Annotated in this window: 19 protein-coding genes; 10 read left to right on the plus strand and 9 right to left on the minus strand. The window is 60.2% G+C overall.

The window, feature by feature from the left end; genetic code table 11:
• Window positions 1–74 precede the first annotated feature (74 nt).
• Window positions 75–1,604 carry an AbgT family transporter gene (locus Q0931_RS01885; RefSeq protein WP_299256699.1) on the minus strand — a complete coding sequence of 510 codons (1,530 nt, stop codon included), beginning with the start codon at window positions 1,602–1,604 and terminating at the stop codon, window positions 75–77.
• 296 nt (window positions 1,605–1,900) lie between these two features.
• On the opposite strand from Q0931_RS01885, the gene Q0931_RS01890 reads away from it, so the two are divergent.
• Window positions 1,901–2,386, plus strand: coding sequence for a YajQ family cyclic di-GMP-binding protein (locus Q0931_RS01890; RefSeq protein WP_299256701.1), 486 nt, complete (start codon window positions 1,901–1,903; stop codon window positions 2,384–2,386).
• Between the two features lie 26 nt (window positions 2,387–2,412).
• On the opposite strand, the gene Q0931_RS01895 is transcribed toward Q0931_RS01890, so the two are convergent.
• Together Q0931_RS01895 and Q0931_RS01900 are read right to left on the minus strand one after the other, a co-directional pair.
• Window positions 2,413–3,360, minus strand: coding sequence for a lysophospholipid acyltransferase family protein (locus Q0931_RS01895; protein WP_299256703.1), 948 nt, complete (start codon window positions 3,358–3,360; stop codon window positions 2,413–2,415).
• Between the two features lie 85 nt (window positions 3,361–3,445).
• A complete protein-coding gene (locus Q0931_RS01900) occupies window positions 3,446–5,470 on the minus strand; it encodes an acyltransferase family protein (RefSeq protein ID WP_299256705.1) in 2,025 nt (674 codons plus the stop codon).
• Window positions 5,471–5,749: 279 nt separating this feature from the next.
• Between Q0931_RS01900 and Q0931_RS01905 the strand changes: the two genes are divergently transcribed.
• Entirely contained in the window at window positions 5,750–7,090 is a 1,341-nt protein-coding gene (locus tag Q0931_RS01905; protein ID WP_299256707.1) for an MFS transporter, read from the plus strand.
• A gap of 13 nt (window positions 7,091–7,103) precedes the next feature.
• On the opposite strand, the gene Q0931_RS01910 is transcribed toward Q0931_RS01905, so the two are convergent.
• The 6 genes from Q0931_RS01910 to Q0931_RS01935 all read right to left on the minus strand — a co-directional run bounded on the left by Q0931_RS01910 (window position 7,104) and on the right by Q0931_RS01935 (window position 11,844).
• A complete protein-coding gene (locus tag Q0931_RS01910; protein ID WP_299256709.1) occupies window positions 7,104–8,705 on the minus strand; it encodes a diguanylate cyclase in 1,602 nt (533 codons plus the stop codon).
• Window positions 8,702–9,136: a hypothetical protein gene (locus Q0931_RS01915; RefSeq protein ID WP_299256711.1), complete on the minus strand. Its 435-nt coding sequence runs from the start codon at window positions 9,134–9,136 to the stop codon at window positions 8,702–8,704. Before Q0931_RS01915 ends, Q0931_RS01910 begins: the two co-directional genes overlap by 4 nt.
• A 10-nt stretch (window positions 9,137–9,146) precedes the next feature.
• A complete protein-coding gene (locus Q0931_RS01920) occupies window positions 9,147–9,683 on the minus strand; it encodes a hypothetical protein (RefSeq protein ID WP_299256713.1) in 537 nt (178 codons plus the stop codon).
• Entirely contained in the window at window positions 9,607–10,311 is a 705-nt protein-coding gene (locus tag Q0931_RS01925) for a hypothetical protein (protein WP_299256715.1), read from the minus strand. The genes Q0931_RS01920 and Q0931_RS01925 overlap by 77 nt, the downstream gene beginning before the upstream one ends.
• A 181-nt stretch (window positions 10,312–10,492) precedes the next feature.
• The gene (locus tag Q0931_RS01930) at window positions 10,493–11,218 is read right to left on the minus strand and encodes a 2OG-Fe(II) oxygenase (protein WP_299256717.1); all 726 of its coding nucleotides are present in this window, start codon (window positions 11,216–11,218) and stop codon (window positions 10,493–10,495) included.
• Window positions 11,215–11,844, minus strand: coding sequence for a CoA pyrophosphatase (locus tag Q0931_RS01935; protein ID WP_299256719.1), 630 nt, complete (start codon window positions 11,842–11,844; stop codon window positions 11,215–11,217). Before Q0931_RS01935 ends, Q0931_RS01930 begins: the two co-directional genes overlap by 4 nt.
• Before the next feature lie 116 nt (window positions 11,845–11,960).
• Between Q0931_RS01935 and Q0931_RS01940 the strand changes: the two genes are divergently transcribed.
• From Q0931_RS01940 to Q0931_RS01975, 8 genes are all read left to right on the plus strand, one after another.
• Complete coding sequence (locus tag Q0931_RS01940) at window positions 11,961–12,536, plus strand: NUDIX hydrolase (protein WP_299256721.1); 576 nt, start codon at window positions 11,961–11,963, stop codon at window positions 12,534–12,536.
• 154 nt (window positions 12,537–12,690) lie between these two features.
• Window positions 12,691–13,056 carry a cell division protein FtsB gene (gene ftsB, locus Q0931_RS01945; RefSeq protein ID WP_299256723.1) on the plus strand — a complete coding sequence of 122 codons (366 nt, stop codon included), beginning with the start codon at window positions 12,691–12,693 and terminating at the stop codon, window positions 13,054–13,056.
• Window positions 13,053–13,796, plus strand: a complete 744-nt coding sequence (ispD, locus tag Q0931_RS01950; RefSeq protein ID WP_299256725.1) for a 2-C-methyl-D-erythritol 4-phosphate cytidylyltransferase — start codon at window positions 13,053–13,055, stop codon at window positions 13,794–13,796. The genes ftsB and ispD overlap by 4 nt, the downstream gene beginning before the upstream one ends.
• Window positions 13,797–13,815: 19 nt before the next feature.
• Window positions 13,816–14,301 (plus strand): 2-C-methyl-D-erythritol 2,4-cyclodiphosphate synthase, encoded by a 486-nt coding sequence (gene ispF, locus Q0931_RS01955; RefSeq protein ID WP_299257243.1) that lies wholly within the window; start codon window positions 13,816–13,818, stop codon window positions 14,299–14,301.
• On the plus strand, window positions 14,298–15,356 hold the full coding sequence (locus Q0931_RS01960) for a tRNA pseudouridine(13) synthase TruD (protein ID WP_299256727.1): 1,059 nt from the start codon (window positions 14,298–14,300) through the stop codon (window positions 15,354–15,356). Before ispF ends, Q0931_RS01960 begins: the two co-directional genes overlap by 4 nt.
• 83 nt (window positions 15,357–15,439) lie before the next feature.
• Window positions 15,440–16,216: a 5'/3'-nucleotidase SurE gene (gene surE, locus Q0931_RS01965; RefSeq protein WP_299256729.1), complete on the plus strand. Its 777-nt coding sequence runs from the start codon at window positions 15,440–15,442 to the stop codon at window positions 16,214–16,216.
• A 172-nt stretch (window positions 16,217–16,388) separates the two neighbouring features.
• Window positions 16,389–17,342 (plus strand): DUF368 domain-containing protein, encoded by a 954-nt coding sequence (locus tag Q0931_RS01970; RefSeq protein ID WP_299256731.1) that lies wholly within the window; start codon window positions 16,389–16,391, stop codon window positions 17,340–17,342.
• Between the two features lie 9 nt (window positions 17,343–17,351).
• Window positions 17,352–18,428, plus strand: a complete 1,077-nt coding sequence (locus tag Q0931_RS01975; RefSeq protein WP_299256733.1) for a peptidoglycan DD-metalloendopeptidase family protein — start codon at window positions 17,352–17,354, stop codon at window positions 18,426–18,428.
• The last annotated feature ends 42 nt before the right edge of the window (window positions 18,429–18,470 follow it).

The following is an 18,470-nucleotide window of genomic DNA, read 5'->3' on the forward strand; positions in this document are numbered from 1 at the left end:
AACATTCCTTTTAGGCAGCGGGCAGGCCGTAACCTGCCCGGAACAGGCGACTCAGGGGTTACATCAGGCCAGGGTTACATCAAGCCATAAACGCCCGGGCCGAAGGGCAGTCCCAGCAGGTAGAAGGCCACCAGCATGATGATCCAGAGCCCCAGAAAGGCCAGTGTGTAGGGCAGCATTAATGAGATCAGCGTGCCCAGCCCTGCCTCGCGGTCGTATTTTCGGATAAAGGTCAGCACCACCACCATGTAGGGATTGAGCGGCGAGATGATGTTGGTCGAGGAATCCGCGACGCGATAGGCCATCTGAATAAAGGCCGGATGGTAGCCCAGCTGCATGAACAGTGGCACGAAAATGGGGGCTTCCAGCGCCCACTTGGCCGAGCCCGAGAAGATCAAAAGATTCATGAAGCCGGTAAACAGGATGTAGCAGATAATGACCGGCAATCCGGTGAAGTTGATCGAGGTCAGAAGCTCGGCGCCGTTGACCGCCAGCCAGCTGCCGATATGGGTCCAGCCAAACCAGGCAATGAACTGCGAGGCGGCAAAGATCAGCACGATATAGCCGCCCAGATCCCGCATGGCGTCTGCCATGCGTTCCGAAACATCCCGGGAGTTTTTGATTTTGCCGGTGGTCACGCCATAGGCGACGCTGATGGTGATGAAAAAGAGCAGAATGATGGGGATGATGCCGGACAGAAACGGCGAGGGGATCAGTCCGCCGTCATCGTTTTTCAGCGGTGAATCGGGCCAGAGTACCAGCATGGCCAGTCCGCCCAGATAGAGCAGTGCTGCGATACCGGCATTGCGAAGGCCCCGTCCGGCGTTGTCCGGCTCATCGCTTTCGACCCTTTCGACATCGCCCTGGTAGGTGCCCAGGCGTGGCTCGGTAATCCGCTCGCTGATCTGGGCGGCCACCACGGTCAGCACCACCACCGACAGGCAGTTGAAGTACCAGTTGTCGACCGGCGTCACCACCATGGTGGGGTCGATCAGCCGGGCGGCTTCCGTCGAAATACCGGAAAGCAGCGCATCGGTGCCCACAATCAGAAGATTCGCCGTGAAACCGGCCCCGGCGCTGGCAAATCCCAGGGCCAGCCCCGCCACCGGGTGGCGTCCCAGACCGTGATAGACCATCGCTGCCAAGGGCGGCAGCAGAATCAGCGAGGCATCGGAGGCCACGTTCATCATGATGCCGGTGAAGGCGACCGTATAGGTGACCAGCTGGCGGGGCGCCGACATCACCGTGCGCCGGATCAACACATCCAGCAGCCCGATCTTTTCGGCAAGGCCGATGCCCAGCATCATCGAGAGCACCAGGCCGAGCGGGGCAAAGCCCGTGAAGTTGGTCAGCATCGACTCAAGGATGAAGCGAATGCCCTCACCGGATACCAGGCTGCGAATCGGCTGCGCTTCACCGGTGGCCGGCAGGACAACGCTGGCATCAAGGGCGGCGAAGATGACGGAGGCGATCAGAACGACCATGGCCAGCGCGACAAACAGCATAAAAGGGTCGGGCAGACGATTGCCCAGGCGTTCAATGGCGTTGAGCCAGCGCGTCGAGAGACGCTGGTCATGCGCCGATTGTTGCGTGGTAGCAGCCATGGCGGGGACTCCCGAGTAACGTATTATTGTTTGCCGTTCGATACCGGCGATTGTTATCGGTGACCTGATGCTGATGTGCGAGTGTTTATCGAAATGATCGACAACGTCGGTACAGGCAGGCCATGACACTGTAAGGGAAAGCAGCATTTGATCAATAGCCATCGCTGCGCTGTGGCGGATAATCGGTCCTGGGCCCTGCAGGGAATGACCTGCGCACATGAAGGCGGTCCGGGAATGGGCCTTGCCCGTGGAGTCGGCTAGAATCAGCCCTTTTGGTGTATTCAGGAGACCATGCCATGCCTTCTTTCGATATCGTGTCCGAATTCGACAAGCACGAAGCGACCAACGCCGTTGATCAGGCCAACCGGGAAGTGCAGACGCGCTTTGACTTTCGCGGCGTGGACGCCAGCTTCACCCTGGAAGGGGAAAAGGTATTGCTGGAAGCCGATGCCGATTTCCAGCTCAAGCAGATGCTCGATATCCTGCGCGCCAAACTGATCGCCCGAGGCATCGATGCGCGCTGCATGGATGAGCAGGAGCCCGTGCTGTCAGGCGTCAAGGCGCGCCAAGAGGTCCAGCTCAAGCAGGGACTGGAACAGCCTGACTGCAAGGCGATCGTCAAGCAGCTCAAGGAGTCGAAGCTCAAGGTGCAAAGCGCCATTCAGGGCGACAAGGTGCGGGTGACCGGCAAAAAGCGCGACGACCTGCAGCAGGCCATTGCGCTGTTGAAAAGCGAGGAAGGGCCGGACCTGCCGCTGCAGTTTGACAACTTCCGCGACTGATCCAAAGGCGGGTGGCGGCCCCGGTGTCAGAGCTTGCGGCCACCGCGCCCCTGTTTGTAAAAGCGCCGATCGCGCCAGCCGGGCGCGTTTTCACGCTGTCCGGGCGTGCGCCGGTAGCGCTTGTACTCCCACTGATACTGCATGGGGTCCAGCGCAATGGCGGCCTCGACGCTGGCGTTGACGCCTCTGGCCGACAACGCCTCGTCCTGCTGGGCATAGACCCGCTCATCGGCCTTGAGAAAGTGGATGTCAAAGCCCTGTCGGTCCTCGCGCCGTCGGGCCACGCCCGTGACCACCCGAGCATTGGTGCGTGAGACCAGCCGTGGCAGCAGGGTCGCGGTATAGGCCGGATAGCCAAAAAAGTCGGCAAACTCGCCGCTGCCCCAGTCCGGCACCTGATCGGGCAGAATGCCGATCGCCTCGCTGCGCTTGAGCGCCTTCAAAAGTGCCGCTACACCGCGGGACGTCGTGGGGACGAGCTGTGCCCCCATGCGCTCGCGCCCGTGTCGAATGACCGGGTCCAGTGCACTGATCTTGGGCGGCTCGTACATGGCCGTGAACGGAAAGTGGCTGGAAAGCCAGAAATTGAGGATCTCCCAGTTGCCAAAGTGGGGGGCCAGCACGATCACCCCGCGGCCTTCGGCGCGCGCCTCATCCAGCAGCTCGCGCCCGTGCACCCGGACAATCGATTGCTCCACGGCCTCGGGGTCTCCCTGCCAGGCAAATCCCAGCTCCATCATGGTGGCAATCGAGTGGCGCAGGCTGTCATGAATCTGCTGTCGACGGGCCTCTTCGCTTTTTTCCGGAAAGGCCTGACGCAGGTTCATGCGCGTAATACGTCTTTCGCGTACACCAATCAGGCTGTAAACAGGTTCAAATCGTGAGGCCAGACGCCACAGGGTGTGTGGCGTGCGCTGCGAGAGCAGGCGCCAGAGTGAAGAGATAATGCGGGCTTCCAGAGCATGCTTGGACATTGAAGCATCAAAATGCAGTGAACGGACCCTGAGTATAATCCAGGTCGCTGCCCCGGGTCAGTCCATGCGTTTCGGGGCAACGGGCTCAACGTTGCGAGGCAAATGCCTGCGATGACGACAGCGGCACGGCGGCATCGAACCACTGCGTCGCGACCATGGCGCCATGCGTGGTCAGATGCTGATAGTCGACATAGAAAATATGTCCCTGCCCCGTAATCTGACACCCCTGATCCCGGCAGAGATAGTGTTCGGGATCCACGACCTTCAGGTGAGGTTGGCTGGCGGCCACCCTGTCGATGACCGTATTGGCCTTTTGAGCTGGCTGCCACGCGTCAGGTTCGACCCGGTCACAGTGCTGCGTGGTTTGAACGTGCGGGTTGAGCAGCGTGCGAACGGCATTGGAGCAGGTCGCCAGACGCTTGACCGGCGAGAAGTCCATGAGGGGGACATCCCGTACCAGAACGACCTGTTTGCCGGCCTGATTCAATCGGTGAATGGCACGCTCAAGGCCCTGTTGCAGATACTCCTGCGCAGACAGCGGCAACGGGCCTTCGGCATCGGGCCGGTAGCTGGCCCGGGGATCTTCAAGGCCGGCCTGCCAGTAGCCTGTCATGACCACGGTCTTGATGTGCGGGGCGTTGATCAGGTAGTCAAGGACCTGGTCGTTGAAACGCCGGCACTCTGAAAAGTGGTCGGGGTGGTCCGTCTGAGGGCGACTGATATCGCTTAAAAAGGCGCATGAGGATTTGGTCATGACCACAAGGTCTTCCTCCCGTGTGGCCATGCGTTGACGAATGCCCTGCGCCATGGCGGCGGCATGGCTGTCACCGATCAGGGCCACGGCACCTGATGCCTCCCCGATGTCGGGCATGCACTGCGGCGAGTCATCGAGTCGGGTATCGCCATAGCCGGCCAGACAGCTGGGGTCGTAGGTTGAGGCCTCATGATCCATTTGTACAAAATCGGCCGGCCAGCGCTGTGGAAAGCCATGGCCTGCCACGGCCGCGCCGGTCATCAGCGTCACCACACCCATAATGGCAGCGTAGCGAACCAGCGAGCGGGTCTCGCTTGAGCGACTGCGCCGAAAGGGCGTTTCGATGAGTCGATAGCTCAGCCAGGCCAGAACAATGGAGATCACCATCAGTACCACGTGCAGGAAAAGCCCGGGCGGCTTTTCAAGCACCATGTGCGTCATGCTGATCAAGGGCCAGTGCCAGAGATAGAGCGAATAGGAGATCAGTCCAAAAAATCGCATGGGCCTGCAGGAGAGCAGGCGGCGATTGATCCAGGAAAGTTCGGTGTTGAGCAGCAGTACGGTCCCCAGTACCGGCGGCAGCGCCGCAAGCCCCGGAAAGGGAGTCTCGCGGGTATAAAGCATAATGGGCGCGATAATCAGCAAAAGCCCCAGCAGCGCACGTAGTTCAATGCCCAGCGAGGTGTGCAGAAAACGCAAATGGATCGGCGAGCGATGCGCCGTTAATATGGCCAGCAACACGCCGGCACCCAGTTCCCAGGCGCGGGTAGGCAACAGGTAAAAGGTCGGTGATGGCTTGTGATAGACCCCCCAGGCGGCCAGCATCAGTGAAAGGCCGATCAATATTGCCAGGGCCATGACACGATGGCGCACGCGTATCCGCGGCAGCAGCATGATGAGAAAGGGCGCAATAATATAAAACTGCTCTTCTACTGCCAGTGACCAGGTCATCAGCAGCGGATTGAGATCCGCGGTCGGATTGAAGTAGTCGATGGAGCGCCAAAGGGTAATATTGGATATCGATAATAGGGTAGCGACACCATCGCGCCCGAAAGTGCGCAGTTCGCTGGGCGTGGCCAGCAACAGCATGGCCATGTAGCTGACCAGCAGTACCGCGATCAGGGCCGGCATGATGCGACGGGCACGTTTGGCGTAGAAGCTCTTCCAGGAAAACGTGCCCTGTAACGCCGAGCGATAGATCTGACTACCGATCAGGTAACCGGACAGTACAAAGAAAACATCGACGCCAATAAATCCGCCGGGCATCGATAGATCAAAATGGAAGGCGACAACCGCCAGTACGGCGATGGCGCGCAGACCGTCAATGTCGCTGCGATACCCTTTGATGGCAGACAAGGTTCACGTCCTGTTGGCAATATGACGTGAAGCTACACTGCAGCTGAAGAACCCGATTGTGCTGAATAAGACATTCTTTTAATAAGCATCGCATAATTACAAAATTAATTATTATTTATCCTGATGTTACCTTGTTGACAGTCTATAGACTGGTTTCCGGCAGCTGCTCACCATGCCGAAAAGGTATTTTCTAAAAAAGAGAGGGTCATCCTGAACACGCTTTATCGACAGGCGTGAGGAGACCCTGCCTGACAACCGTTTTACAACCCGAGGTCATGCATGGCTCGTCCACTTCTGACCCTGATACTGCCGCCGCTATTGGGGCTTTTCATTCTGGCCCTGGGCAACGGGTTTCTCTCCACGCTTGTGACGCTGCGGCTGGACAACGCCGGCGCTTCGGTGGAGACCATCGGCTGGGTCTCATCGGCCTACTATGTGGGGCTGGCGCTGGGGGCGGTGTTCAACGATCGTTTGCTGCTGCGTATCGGCCACATTCGGGCCTATGCCTGTTTCGCTTCACTGGTGGCCGCTGCGGCGCTTGCCCAGGCACTGTGGCTGGATGCCGGCTGGTGGTTCGCCATGCGTCTGGTGGGCGGCTGGGCCACGGTGGGGGTTTATCTGGTGATCGAAAGCTGGCTTTTAACCAGCAGCGATTCGGCGCGTCGCGGCCAGATACTGGCCTTTTACATGATCTCGCTCTACGCCGCGCTGGCGCTCGGCCAGCTGTTGCTGGGGCTTTTCGAGGCGCCCTTTGATGCCACACCTTATGTGTTGATCGGCATGCTGGCCACGCTGTCGGTGTTACCGCTGTGCATTATCCCACGCGTGTCGCCACTGATGGAGCAGGCCGTGCCGCTGCCGCCCTGGCGGCTGGTGCGGGTCACACCGACCGGGGTCATGGGCGTCTTTGGCTCGGGACTGATCGTGGCGGCGCTGTATTCGCTGCTGCCTCTTTATCTGCAGCAGACGGGGTTGTCGGTGGAGCGGCTGGGACAGTTCATGGCGGTGGTCATCGTTGGCGGTATGGCCCTGCAATACCCCATGGGGCGCTGGTCGGATCGCCATGACCGCCAGATTGTGCTGATCATTCTGGGCATGACGCTGATTGCATTATCGCTGGCGCTGCCTCTGGCGGCTGCCGTCAGCGAACTGGCGCTGGGCGTTGTGCTCTTTTTATTCGGGGGGATGGCGTTTTCACTGTATCCAGTGGCCATGAGTCACGCCGCCGACCGGGCGCCACCTCAGGCGCTGGTAGGCATGAGCCAGGGGCTTTTGCTGATCAATGCCGTGGGCTGCACGCTCAGCGCGCCCATTCTCACCGGGATCATGGGACACACGGGCGGGAATGGTCTTTTCTATGGCTTTGCCATTATTTCGGCCCTCATGGCGCTTTTTTTCATGTGGCGACGCAGCGTCCGTCCGGCGCCTCAGCCGGTGGCGCCCTTTGCGGCGCATCCGGTGCAGTCGGTGGTCGGTGCCGAGCTTGATGTGACCGAGGAGATGGTGACTGGCGCCGAAATCCAGGCTGAAAAGGATGAGGCCGAGGAGGCTGCGTATCAGGACAATGCGCGTTATGACAGGGACACTCACCCTGATGAAGCAACGCGCTCATCGTCGTGAGGGTCGGCATCGATCAGATATCGAAGGTGATGTTTCGATCATGAAAACGCCAGGTATTACGGCCTTCACGCTTGGCCCGATACATCGCCTGATCGGCCAGCTGCACCAGGGCCTGTACCTCACGGGTGTCACTGCCCAGCACTGCGATGCCAATGCTGACGCCCAGTCGTACCTGCTGGCCGCTTGACAGTATCAGCGGCTGATTGATGCTGTCGATCAGCCGCTGTGCCATGCCGGCCAGGTCGTCCCGAGGTGTTCTGTGATCGAGCAGCAGCACGAATTCGTCACCGCCCAGGCGAGCGGGATAGTCATGCTGGCGTGATATGGCGCGCAACATGCCGGCAATCTGTTTGAGCACTTCATCGCCGGCATGATGGCCATAGACATCGTTGACCTGCTTGAAATGGTCGAAATCAAGCATCATCAGCGCATGCTGGTACTCCGGATGAAGACGCTGGTATCTGTCGATGACCCCGAGCCGGCGTTCGAAGCCCAATCGATTGCCGAGCCCGGTCAGGGGATCGGTCACGGCGAGCTTTTCGGCTGCCTCGGCGGCGCGACGACGCTCGGTAATATCGTGTGCCACGCCCTGTAGGCGTCCCTCTTCCAGACGACTGACCATGACATTGACCCAGCGTCTTCGATCACCTTCGCCCACGGCCATTTCCCATTCGCGGGTGCCGTCTCGTCGTGCCCGGCGCGTGGTGAGTTCCTGTAGCGTTGGTCCGCCTTCGCTGGCCAGTGTCGTAAAGGCGATCAGTGGCGCGTCGAGATCAAGTGCCCGGCCTTCCAGAAACAGACGACAGAAGGCCGGATTGGCCGATAGCAGCTGACCCTGATCGTCCAGCTCAAAGATGCCGGCCTCGACATTATCAAATAGGGTGCGATAGCGCCGCTCCTCGATTTCACGCGCCAGGCGCTGTCGGCGCTCCTCGCTCAGGCTGCTGACCAGGCGGTCAATCATGGCGTTAACGCTGTGCACCAGGGTGCCGATCTCGTCCTTGTGGTGACCACCGGGGGGCGGGAGCTTCTGACCTGTTTCCGCCTCGAGGGCATGCAGTTTTTGCGAGATATCACTGATGGGGCGGGTCACAAAATAAAACACCACCAGAATGACGCTCAGGCCGATGCCTGACAGCTGCAGCACCAGGGCAACGGACAAAAACCGCGTGGCGTTGTTGACCATGCTGTCGATCCAGTCCTGATCCGGTACCAGCATCAGCCTGCAGACTTGCCGCCCGGGTTCGAAAGGCGAGTTGATGGCCCGGGTAATCGGGGTGCCGCTGCTATGCTCATTGGCGTTTACATGGTCGGCCAGCGCGCTGCCATCGCCACGAATCAGTCGCGCTTCACGTACGATCCGATTGCTCAACAGTCCCTGAGTCACCTCGTCGGCCAGCTGGTGGTCTTCCAGAAAGCAGGCAATCTGGGCAGTGCGCTCGACCGTGGAAATCAGGCCTTCAAGGCGCGTCTGCTGGATCTTCTTTTCGGACTCGGCGCGCAGGTGCACGGCTGACAACAAAAAGGCGATGCCCAGCACGCCCACGATGGCCACAATGCTGGCGGCAGCCCGCAGCGCCAGGCGACTGCGAAAAAGCCTCAGGATGTTTGTCATGGTGATTCGCTGAGCGTCAGCAAAACGCGCATGTGAGGCGGCATGTGAGCGGCGTCTACATAGCCCAGCGCATTGTTGTTATGCGTCACGATATCAACGAGATCCTTCAGCGTGTCAGTCTGCTGCGGAGGCGAGGCCCGCCCCGAGAAGACCAGTCTCGCCCAGTAGGAGTTGATTTCGGCCATGTCCTTTTGCACTAGCGCCCTGTAAAAGCGTGCCTTTAGGGGGGCCTGATCGATCGGCAGAGCCACACTGTCGTTGGGCAGTCGCCGGTAGCGGCCCATGAAAATATTGACCGCTTCGCTATGACTGATCTGGCGTACCGCACTGGCCTCGTTAATGACGATGACAATATCAGCTCGGGCCGTGGTGGTACTGATGATGAGCAGGACCATTGTGGTGACGCGTGCCAGATGCATGAACCGGGGCATGGAAGTCTCCTTAAAAGATGAAATCCAGCCCGAGGCTGACAAGATTTGATTGATCGTCCTTCCAGTTGCCATCGGTGCCGCGCCAAAGAAGTCCCGGCACTCGCGTGTGGATGCGGTCAAGCTGCACCTTGAGTGCCATGTTGGTAATAACGTCATATCGAACTCCCAGCGACCAGGTATGCTGACCGACATTGGAGCCGATCGGATCCTCACGGCTGTCATGTGTTCTCACGCCTGACAGCATGGCGTAGGGCGTCCAACGGGTCATGCGCCACGCCGCCGAGACGAATCCGGTATCCAGCCAGGTGTCGCCATCGGCCAGAATGTCGCGATTCCAGATCGCCTGCAGTTGCAGGGGGCCTGCGCTGTAGGCCGCGCCCAGCGAATAGATTTGCAGTTCATCAAAGCCGATCAGATAGTTGAGATAGTGATTGGCATCGACGCTATAAAGCTGGCCAATCAGATCCGCATCAGTACCGCTGAAGCTGACCTCCGAGCGAACCCTGGTGTAGCCGGCGCGAAACCAACCGCCACGAACCGGTTTCATAGTTGAGGTGCCCGCCAAGCACATGATGGGCATCGAAATCGGCCTCCAGCGCGTCCGTCATGAAAAAACGGCTGTCGGAGCTGCCGGCAAAAAATCGTGCCCAGATCAGGTCATCGCCAAGCGGTCGGGTAAAGGTGACATCGGCGCCATCGATATAGGTCAGCTGCAGCACGCCAAAATGATCCACCGGTGGGCGAATCCAGGGGTAGGCGTAGCCGATATAGCGCGACTCCGAGAGCAGATCGACATCCCAGCCCAGGCGGCCGGCACGAAGTTGAAGACCCGGGTCGGGTGCATAGCGTACAAAGGCCAGCATCAGCTCGGGACTGAAGTCGCCCGAGCTGTGATACTGGCTCATGCCCTGCACCACACCATCCAGCTCGTCGGTCAGGCGCAGACTGGCCTGTAGCCCCAGGCGGGTATCGGCTCGAGCACTCCAGCCCTGTTCGGCGCCCTTTGGCTGGCCAACATCACGTACGAAGTCGGCCTCTTTCTGATCGTTGTGGATGAGCCCCAGCGTGCCGAAACCGCTTAGTGTCACCCGATCATCTACAAGGCGGGTCTGTGCTTGTACGCCAGCACTGCACGTCAACAGTAACGCTGTCAGCACAATGGGCAGGAATTTCATCGGAGCGGAATCTCACGGGGAAATGGGTCTGACAATCGCTCGGGCTCTGGCCTTTCGGATTGCAATTACCCCATGATGTCGGCCGCGCCGCGCAGGACTTTAATGAAGAGGGAGGCAAGGGCACGCCCCACGCCAGGCCTGCGGCGTGAACGGAAGCCATCGATCGATGAGTATCGGTGGCTCAGCGAGCGGGGTCGACCACGCCATTGACCGAGGCGTTGCGTCGAAACCAGCCCGCGATGCTGGCGCGTGGCAGTCGGGTGGGCAGCACCTCATGAGGCACGGACTCCGATAAAAAGCAGGCCAGCGTGCCGGCTTCAGGAAGTACCCGGACCATTTCCCGGATCGGGGCATCGGGGGCAGGCCCGTTCGGACCCTGCTGCTGGTTTTCAAACAGCACCATCTCGCCACCGCCGTCAACGGGCCAGTCGCGATTAAGATAGGTCACTGTGGAGATCACCCGGTTGGCACGGCCCTGAAAACTGTCCACGTGACGCTTGTAAAAGGCGCCCGGCGGGTAGCGGGCAAAATGGGCCTCGAACTCGAACAGACCGATAAAAAGCGCCCGGTTGATCTGCTCACGAAGTTCCTCCAGGCGCTGGAGATACACCTGCTGTGCCGGGCTTTCCCGATTCAGCCAGCGAATGGCGTCGCCACGAATGCTGGTGGCCAGCTGGTGCTCCTTGAGTCGACCGATGCCGGCACTTGTCAGGGCATCATGAGCCTCAAGACGTTCAAGATCGGCCAGCAAGGCATCAATTAACAGCGGGGAAAAGAAATCGCGCTGATGACTGAACCCCTGCTGGATCAAATCCTCGATGAGGGCATCGATACGCTCGGGAATCAGGGGAGAGGCTGCCAGCAGGGTGTGAACCTCGCGATCGAAATCATCGGTAACGGTGCTCATGACGGGCGCCTGCGTGAAGGTCGGGGCGGAAGATGGCGCAGTGTCGAGGTTTCAGGATAGCGATCAAGCCCGATATCCACATGAAAGGCCACGTTTAAAAGCTCGACGACCATCATCGCCGACAGCCCCCAGAGCGTGTGCTCGAAAATCGTGTAGCTGGGCACGTACCAGCAGGTCTCGTCATCGTGAATCACATCGGTGTGTTGACGCGGGTCGGTCATCAAGCGTGCCAGCTCGACTTCGAAAATGGTATCGATCTCGTCGGGATTGGGCGTAAAGCGCACATCAGGCTCGATCAGCCCCACAAAGGGCGTCACGATCATGCCGTTGGCCGAAAAACGATCGGAAAGCCGACCCAGCAGGCGAACCTTTCCGGGGGGCAGGCCGATTTCCTCGAAGCTTTCACGCAGGGCGCAGGCCTGAAGATTGGCATCCTCGGGGTCAAGCTTGCCGCCGGGAAAGGCGACCTGACCGGCATGAGAGCTCAGGCGCGCATTACGCCGGGTCAGCAACAGGGTTGGGGCATCATGGTTGACGATCGGCATCAGCACGGCAGCGCGCGGGTAGCGGCCGTCGAGCTGCGCCGGCCGGTAGTCCTTGAGTCGATGTTGTGCCGTTAGCAGCATAAGGACACTTTCCAGCAGAAAGACCAGTGTTTCATGGCAAAATCGCCAATCGACACGTGAGGTGATCAAACGTAGTGTAAAGCGTTCGGTCACGCGCCGTAAGCGACGAGGAACACATGAATTTTTGCAGCCATTGCGGCGCGCCGGTGCGCTTTGCCATTCCATCGGACGATGATCGTCCACGCTATCTGTGTGATAACTGCGGCACCATCCACTATCAGAATCCACGGATCGTGGCCGGCAGTCTACCCATTATTGATGACCGGGTGTTGCTGTGCCGGCGCGCCATCGCCCCACGGAAAGGATTCTGGACCCTGCCTGCCGGGTTCATGGAAAACGGCGAGACCACCCCCGAAGCCGCCATTCGTGAAACCCGTGAAGAGGCCTGTGCCGAGGTCGAACTGGGCGGGCTCTATACCATGGTCGATCTGCCTCACATCAATCAGGTCTACATGATCTATCTGGCCCGACTGCGTAACGACCTGACACCGGCTTTCTCTGCGGGGCCTGAAAGTCTTGAGGTGCGTCTTTTCCGGGAAGAGGACATCCCCTGGTCGGAACTGGCCTTCTCGACCATCACGAAAACCCTGGAATACTATTTCAGGGATCGAGCACGCCTTGAGCGCGAGGCTCTTGATGTTCAAACCCTGACACTTTATTCCCTGCACGCCGATGTGATTCGCCGCTGGTAGCCCGGCGGCGGGGCAGGTCATGCCCCGCCTGCCCTGGCAGCCGGGGTCGCTCACTGCGTTTCGATATGGTGCTCGCTGGACGATCCACCGCTGGATAATGGCATAATTGCGGCTTTCCCCAGGGCCGGTTCGGCCGACAACGATATAGATCACGATGCTCAAATGGATTTCAATCGCGCTGGTCGTCGCGCTGGCCGCGTTGCAGTATCAGCTCTGGCTGGGAGATGGCGGCCTTCTGGAGCACAGCCGGGTCAAGGCGCGCGCCGACGAGCTGCACGAGAGCAATCAGCTGCTGACCGACCGCAACGACCGTCTTGCCGCCGAGGTGGTGGATTTGAAAAACGGCCTTGATGCGATCGAGGAGCGCGGGCGCAACGACCTGGGCATGATCCGCGATGATGAGCAGTTTTTCTGGGTGCCCAGTGAAAAGGCCAGCCACAATCCCACGCCTGTGGCGCCGCCCGGAGCCGATCAAAGCGCCGATGAAGCCCGCGACCAGTTTGCCGGACGGGAGCAATGAGTGCGCCCCAGTGGCTGATCGTGCCGGCCGCCGGGCGCGGTACGCGCATGCGTGCCGAGTGCCCCAAGCAATATCTGCTGCTCGATGACGCCACCGTACTGGCGTGTACGCTGGCGCGATTGCACGACGCCTTCCCCGAGGCCACCCTGCTGCTGTGTCTGGATGCCGAGGATCAGTGGTTTCATGAATCCATGGTGCCCTTCGCGCGCTGGCAGCGTCTGGACGGTGGCGATGAGCGGGCGGACTCGGTCCGCGCCGGTATCGACTGGCTTGCCGATCACGCCCATGTTAATGACTGGGTGCTGGTTCATGATGTGGCGCGCCCGTGTGTCACCGTGGCGGATCTGCACCAACTGATGGACGCCATCCGACATGACCCGGTAGGTGGACTGCTGGCGGCGCCGGTCACCGACACCCTCAAGCGTCAGGATAGTGATCAGCGCGTCGAGGCGACCGTGCCGCGTCAGGGGCTCTGGCGTGCCCTGACACCACAGGGTTTTCGCTACGGCGTGCTGCGCGATGCCTTCATGACCGCCCTTGAGGCGCGCTTTCTGATGACCGATGAGGCTTCGGGCGTCGAGCAGCTGGGACATGCGCCCCTGCTGGTCACCGGGCGCAGCGACAATCTGAAAATCACCCATCCCGAAGACCTGGCGCTGGCCGGGAAGATCCTGTCTGCCCAGCGGGCCAGCGTTCATTTATCCCTGTCCGACAAGGAGTCCGGCCATGAGCCTGTCTGATCCTTCCCTGCTCGCCCGGCTGCGTATCGGTCATGGCTTTGACGTCCATCGCTTTGGCGAGGGCGATCATTTGATGCTGGGCGGCGTGCGCGTCGATTTTGATTACGGTTTTGTGGCGCACTCCGATGGTGATGTGGTGCTGCATGCGTTAAGCGATGCCCTGCTTGGGGCCGCCGCGCTGGGCGATATCGGCCAGCATTTTCCCGATACCGATGAACAGTGGCGCGGCGCCGACAGCCGCGCGCTGCTGCGTCACGTGGTGGCACTGGTCAACCGGAAGGGATTTGGGCTGATCAACGTCGATGTCACCATTCTGGCGCAGGCCCCCAAAATGGCGCCGCACATTGGCGCCATGCGCGAAGTGATCGCCAACGATATCGCGCTTGAAATGTCGAGTGTCAACGTCAAGGCCACCACCACCGAAAAGCTTGGCTTTACCGGTCGCGGCGAGGGCATTGCCGTGGAAGCCGTGGCGCTTTTAATGCGTCATGACGAGGCATCATGACCCGAGACATGAGCGAGGCCCCGGTTTCACCGCTGCCCGACTGGGCCAGAAGTCTGGGCCAGCCGCCCCATTCAGGGCGATTTCGTGAATTTCCCGAAGCCTTTCAGGTCGAAGAACAGATGTCCTTTACGCCCGAAGGCGAAGGGGAGCATCTGTGGCTGCACTGTGAAAAGCGCAATCTGTCCACCGCGCAGTTGGTTCGACACCTGTCGCACACGCTTGAAGTGGCCCCGCGCGATATTGGGGTCAGCGGTCTCAAGGATCACACCGCCCTGACGCGTCAGTGGATATCGGTTGCCCTGACAGGGCGGCCAACGCCCTCGGGGCTGGCCGAACAGGTCGAGATGGATGGAGTTCGGCTTCTGGATTTCGGTCGCCACCCGCGCAAGCTGCGCCGCGGCGTGCATCGCGCCAATCGATTTGCCCTGTATGTGACCGGCGAGGCTGTTGCGGAAGGCTCGCTCGAGGCGCGCTGGCATGAACTGGTAGTACACGGTGTACCGAACTACTTCGGGCCCCAGCGCTTTGGCCATCAGGGCAGCAATCTCACCCGTGCCCGAGCGCTGATGGCGCGTGGCTGGAAAAAGAAGCAGGATCGCGACGGGTTTCTGCTGTCGAGCGCGCGCAGTTTTTTGTTCAATCAGGTGCTGAGCGCGCGCATCGAACAGGGCAACTGGGCCAGCGGTCTGGCGGGTGATGTTTTCAATCTGGAGGGCAGCGCCAGTCAATTTAACGGTGAAGCACTCGATGATGATCTGAGGTCACGACTGGCCGCGCTGGATATTCATCCTACCGGCCCGCTCTGGGGGCGTGGCGACAGCGGCGTCAGTGGTGAAGCTCTCGCCCTTGAGCGTGCCGTTGCCGAGCGCGAGTCATCGCTTGCCGAAGGTATCGAAAAGGCGGGCGCCGCCCCCATGCGACGGCCCTTGCGACTTTGTCTTCAATCGCCCGGGCTTGAGTATGAGGGTGAAGGGCTCTGGCTTCGTTTTTCGCTGGCGCGCGGCGGATTTGCCACGGCCGTGCTGCGTGAGCTCTTTGCGCACCCGGCCCTTTAGGAAAGCGATGCCTTGAGCGGACAGACAGCCGTGTGCCCGGGTGGTCTTATTCATTTTTGAACCGACATGAACAGGGAAGTCCAATGCGCAGACTGCTTTTATCCAATGATGACGGGGTTCATGCCCCGGGACTCAGGGCGCTGCATGACGCCCTGGTCGATCAGGCAAGACTTCGGGTCATTGCGCCTGATCGCGACCGCAGCGGGGCCAGCAATTCGCTGACGCTGTCCTATCCGCTGTCGCTGACGCCGCTGGACAGCGGGTTTTACAGCGTGGACGGCACGCCTGCGGACTGCGTTTATCTGGGCGTGAGTGATATCTTCGATGAAACGGTCGACATGGTGATCTCCGGCATCAACCACGGTGCCAATCTGGGCGATGATGTGCTCTATTCCGGCACCGTGGCAGCGGCCATGGAAGGTCGCTCGCTGGGTCTTTCAGCGATTGCCATGTCGCTGGCGGGGCATCAGCATTTCGAAACGGCCGGCCGGGTGGCCGCCACCCTGGTCAGCGCCGTCGAGCAGCTGGCACTGCCGCCCCGAAGCCTTTTGAACGTCAACGTGCCCGATGTGCCCTGGGAAGCGCTCAAGGGATTTCGGGTGACCCGGCAGGGCCATCGTGGTCAGGGTAGCCAGCCCATACGGCTGCAGGACCCGCGAGGTCGCACCCGTTACTGGATCGCGGCCTCGGGGGCCAGCGCCGATATGAGTGAAGATACCGATTTTGCCGCCATTGAGGCCGGCTTTGTTTCAATCACACCGCTGCAGACCGATCTGACCCGTCACGCCTCGATTGCAGACGTCAGTGGCTGGCTTGAGGCATTGACCGGTCAGCGCCAGCAAGGCGGGGATCTGACCTGATAAAGCATGTCTGAACACCTCGGGGCAGACAGCCGTCAGGGGCGATGAGATACTCGCGCCCCTCGAGCCGACGGGTGCGTAACAAGCGCTGCACGTGTGTTGCGCCGATGCGCTCTTTTACAGGTTTTCCCGAGTCGGTCTTTGTGCCGCCCATCTATCTGGAGTAGAACAAGTGAAAAGGCATGTGACGCTTTTTCTGAAAGGCATGGGCATGGGGGCGGCGGATTCCGTGCCTGGCGTGTCCGGCGGTACCATCGCATTCGTGACAGGCATCTATCAGGAGCTGATCGAGACCATTCGGCGCTTTGGTCCGAGCGCGATCGGCGCGCTGCGTGAACACGGCCTGAAAGGTCTGATCGTTCATCTCAATCTCGGCTTTTTGATACCGCTGCTGGCCGGCGTGGCGGCCAGCGTATTGAGTCTTGCGCACCTGGTGAGCTACCTGCTGGAACACCAGACCCTGCTGCTCAATGCCTTCTTTTTCGGGCTGGTAGTCGCCTCGGCGATCGTGGTGGCACGCCGGCTGGATCGCTGGCGTCTCGTCTTTCTTCTGCCCCTGGCGCTCGGGGCGCTGCTGGCACACTTTCTGCCGGCCATCCTGCCCAGTGGCGGTGGGGCGCTGATGCTGTTCGTGGCAGGCGCCATCGCCATCAGTGCGATGCTGCTGCCCGGCGTGTCCGGCAGCTTTTTATTGTTGACCATGGGCATGTATCACACCGTGATCGACGCCATCAAGACCTTCGATGTCGTGGTCATGGGGCAATTTGCGCTGGGCTGTCTGCTGGGGCTTTTCACCTTTTCGCGCGTGCTGTCGTGGCTTTTCAAACATCACTATTCCACCACGCTCTATCTGTTGATCGGCTTTATTCTGGGATCGCTTCCGGTACTCTGGCCCTGGCGTTCGCTGGAAAGCTACACGATGTCCCCGGGTGGCGAAGTGGTACCACTGAAGTACAAATTGCTGTCGCCGGAGGCCTATACGGCCGTGACCGGTGAGCCGGCACACCTGTGGATCGCGCTGGCGCTGGCGCTGGTCGGTTTTATCGTGGTAGTCGCCGTGGGAGAGCGCTCCGGTGCTGATTCGTCACGGGTCTCCACGGACCGTCAATCAATGTCAAAGGAGTAGAGCAAAGACATGGTTCGATTTCATATGCGCATGCGGCAGGCCACTCTGGGCAGCAGCGTTGTCCTGATGGCGGTGCTGGGAGGCTGTGCCCAAATCAGCAACGCACCTGCAGTAGAAGAGGCCTCGTTCAATCAGAACTCCATGGCCAGCGGCATCTACCACGTCCAGCGTGGCGATACGATCTACTCGATCGGCTGGAAAACCGGCATCGATTTCCGGCGGCTGGCTTCACTGAACAATCTGGAACCTCCTTACGCCATCGAGCCCGGTCAGGCGCTGCGGCTCAACGACAATGTCAGCGCCCCATCAATGGCTTCTGCGTCGTCGGCATCGTCTTCGGGGACCAGTGGCACGCACGCCACGGCGCTCAGTGGTGCTCAGGGCACCGACAGCAGCGGAGGTGATGACAGCTGGCTGTCACCGGACGAGGACTCCATTAATCGCAATCGCAGCACCGGTGGCAATGCCGACTCACAAACACAGCTTTCCCAGGGGGCCATTGGTGCGGCCGCTGGTGTGGGCGCAGCCGCAGGCAGTGCAGCCAGCAGTGGCTCCGGAGGCAGTCAGGACAGTTCGCAGGGTTCGGCGCCAACACAGGACAACAGTGCCTCGTCCGGCAGCAGCAGTGCCGACAAGGAAGACACCGGCGGTGCTGCCGTGGCGGGTAAAACCACCAGTGAAGACCGTTCCGATCGCACCTATACCCCCACCAGCGATATCCAGTGGCAGTGGCCGACGCAGGGCAAAATTGTGGGTGATTTTGGTGACAAGACAAATCTCACGGCCGGGATTGATATTGCTGGTCAAAAGGGGCAACCTGTCAAGGCAGCCGGCCCCGGTATTGTCGTCTACGCCGGTGATGGCGTTCGCGGCTATGGCAATCTCATCATCCTCAAGCACAACGATCACTTCCTCAGCGCCTACGCGCATAATGACGCCTTGAACGTCAAGGAAAACGATGTCGTGCGTCAGGGGGAAACGATTGCCACCATGGGGTCCACTGACGCAGATGGCGTCAAGCTGCATTTTGAAATACGCCAGGATGGCCAACCGAAGGATCCGATGCAGTATCTGCCGGATCGCTAAGGCACCAGGGAGACCGCTCATCCCTATCGAGATGAGCGGTGT

It is taken from the genome of uncultured Kushneria sp., assembly GCF_947497025.1.
GTDB lineage: Bacteria > Pseudomonadota > Gammaproteobacteria > Pseudomonadales > Halomonadaceae > Kushneria.

What these genes read in the sequence shown, in the direction of transcription:
- Q0931_RS01885 (WP_299256699.1), bottom strand. Translation starts at nt 1,604, where the DNA reads ATGGCTGCTACCACGCAACAATCGGCGCATGACCAGCGTCTCTCGACG.
- Q0931_RS01925 (WP_299256715.1), bottom strand. Translation starts at nt 10,311, where the DNA reads ATGAAATTCCTGCCCATTGTGCTGACAGCGTTACTGTTGACGTGCAGT.
- Q0931_RS01940 (WP_299256721.1), top strand. Translation starts at nt 11,961, where the DNA reads ATGAATTTTTGCAGCCATTGCGGCGCGCCGGTGCGCTTTGCCATTCCA.
- Q0931_RS01920 (WP_299256713.1), bottom strand. Translation starts at nt 9,683, where the DNA reads ATGAAACCGGTTCGTGGCGGTTGGTTTCGCGCCGGCTACACCAGGGTT.
- Q0931_RS01960 (WP_299256727.1), top strand. Translation starts at nt 14,298, where the DNA reads ATGACCCGAGACATGAGCGAGGCCCCGGTTTCACCGCTGCCCGACTGG.
- Q0931_RS01935 (WP_299256719.1), bottom strand. Translation starts at nt 11,844, where the DNA reads ATGCTGCTAACGGCACAACATCGACTCAAGGACTACCGGCCGGCGCAG.
- Q0931_RS01975 (WP_299256733.1), top strand. Translation starts at nt 17,352, where the DNA reads ATGGTTCGATTTCATATGCGCATGCGGCAGGCCACTCTGGGCAGCAGC.
- surE (WP_299256729.1), top strand. Translation starts at nt 15,440, where the DNA reads ATGCGCAGACTGCTTTTATCCAATGATGACGGGGTTCATGCCCCGGGA.
- Q0931_RS01895 (WP_299256703.1), bottom strand. Translation starts at nt 3,360, where the DNA reads ATGTCCAAGCATGCTCTGGAAGCCCGCATTATCTCTTCACTCTGGCGC.
- Q0931_RS01905 (WP_299256707.1), top strand. Translation starts at nt 5,750, where the DNA reads ATGGCTCGTCCACTTCTGACCCTGATACTGCCGCCGCTATTGGGGCTT.
- Q0931_RS01915 (WP_299256711.1), bottom strand. Translation starts at nt 9,136, where the DNA reads ATGCCCCGGTTCATGCATCTGGCACGCGTCACCACAATGGTCCTGCTC.
- ispD (WP_299256725.1), top strand. Translation starts at nt 13,053, where the DNA reads ATGAGTGCGCCCCAGTGGCTGATCGTGCCGGCCGCCGGGCGCGGTACG.
- Q0931_RS01910 (WP_299256709.1), bottom strand. Translation starts at nt 8,705, where the DNA reads ATGACAAACATCCTGAGGCTTTTTCGCAGTCGCCTGGCGCTGCGGGCT.
- ftsB (WP_299256723.1), top strand. Translation starts at nt 12,691, where the DNA reads ATGCTCAAATGGATTTCAATCGCGCTGGTCGTCGCGCTGGCCGCGTTG.
- Q0931_RS01890 (WP_299256701.1), top strand. Translation starts at nt 1,901, where the DNA reads ATGCCTTCTTTCGATATCGTGTCCGAATTCGACAAGCACGAAGCGACC.
- Q0931_RS01930 (WP_299256717.1), bottom strand. Translation starts at nt 11,218, where the DNA reads ATGAGCACCGTTACCGATGATTTCGATCGCGAGGTTCACACCCTGCTG.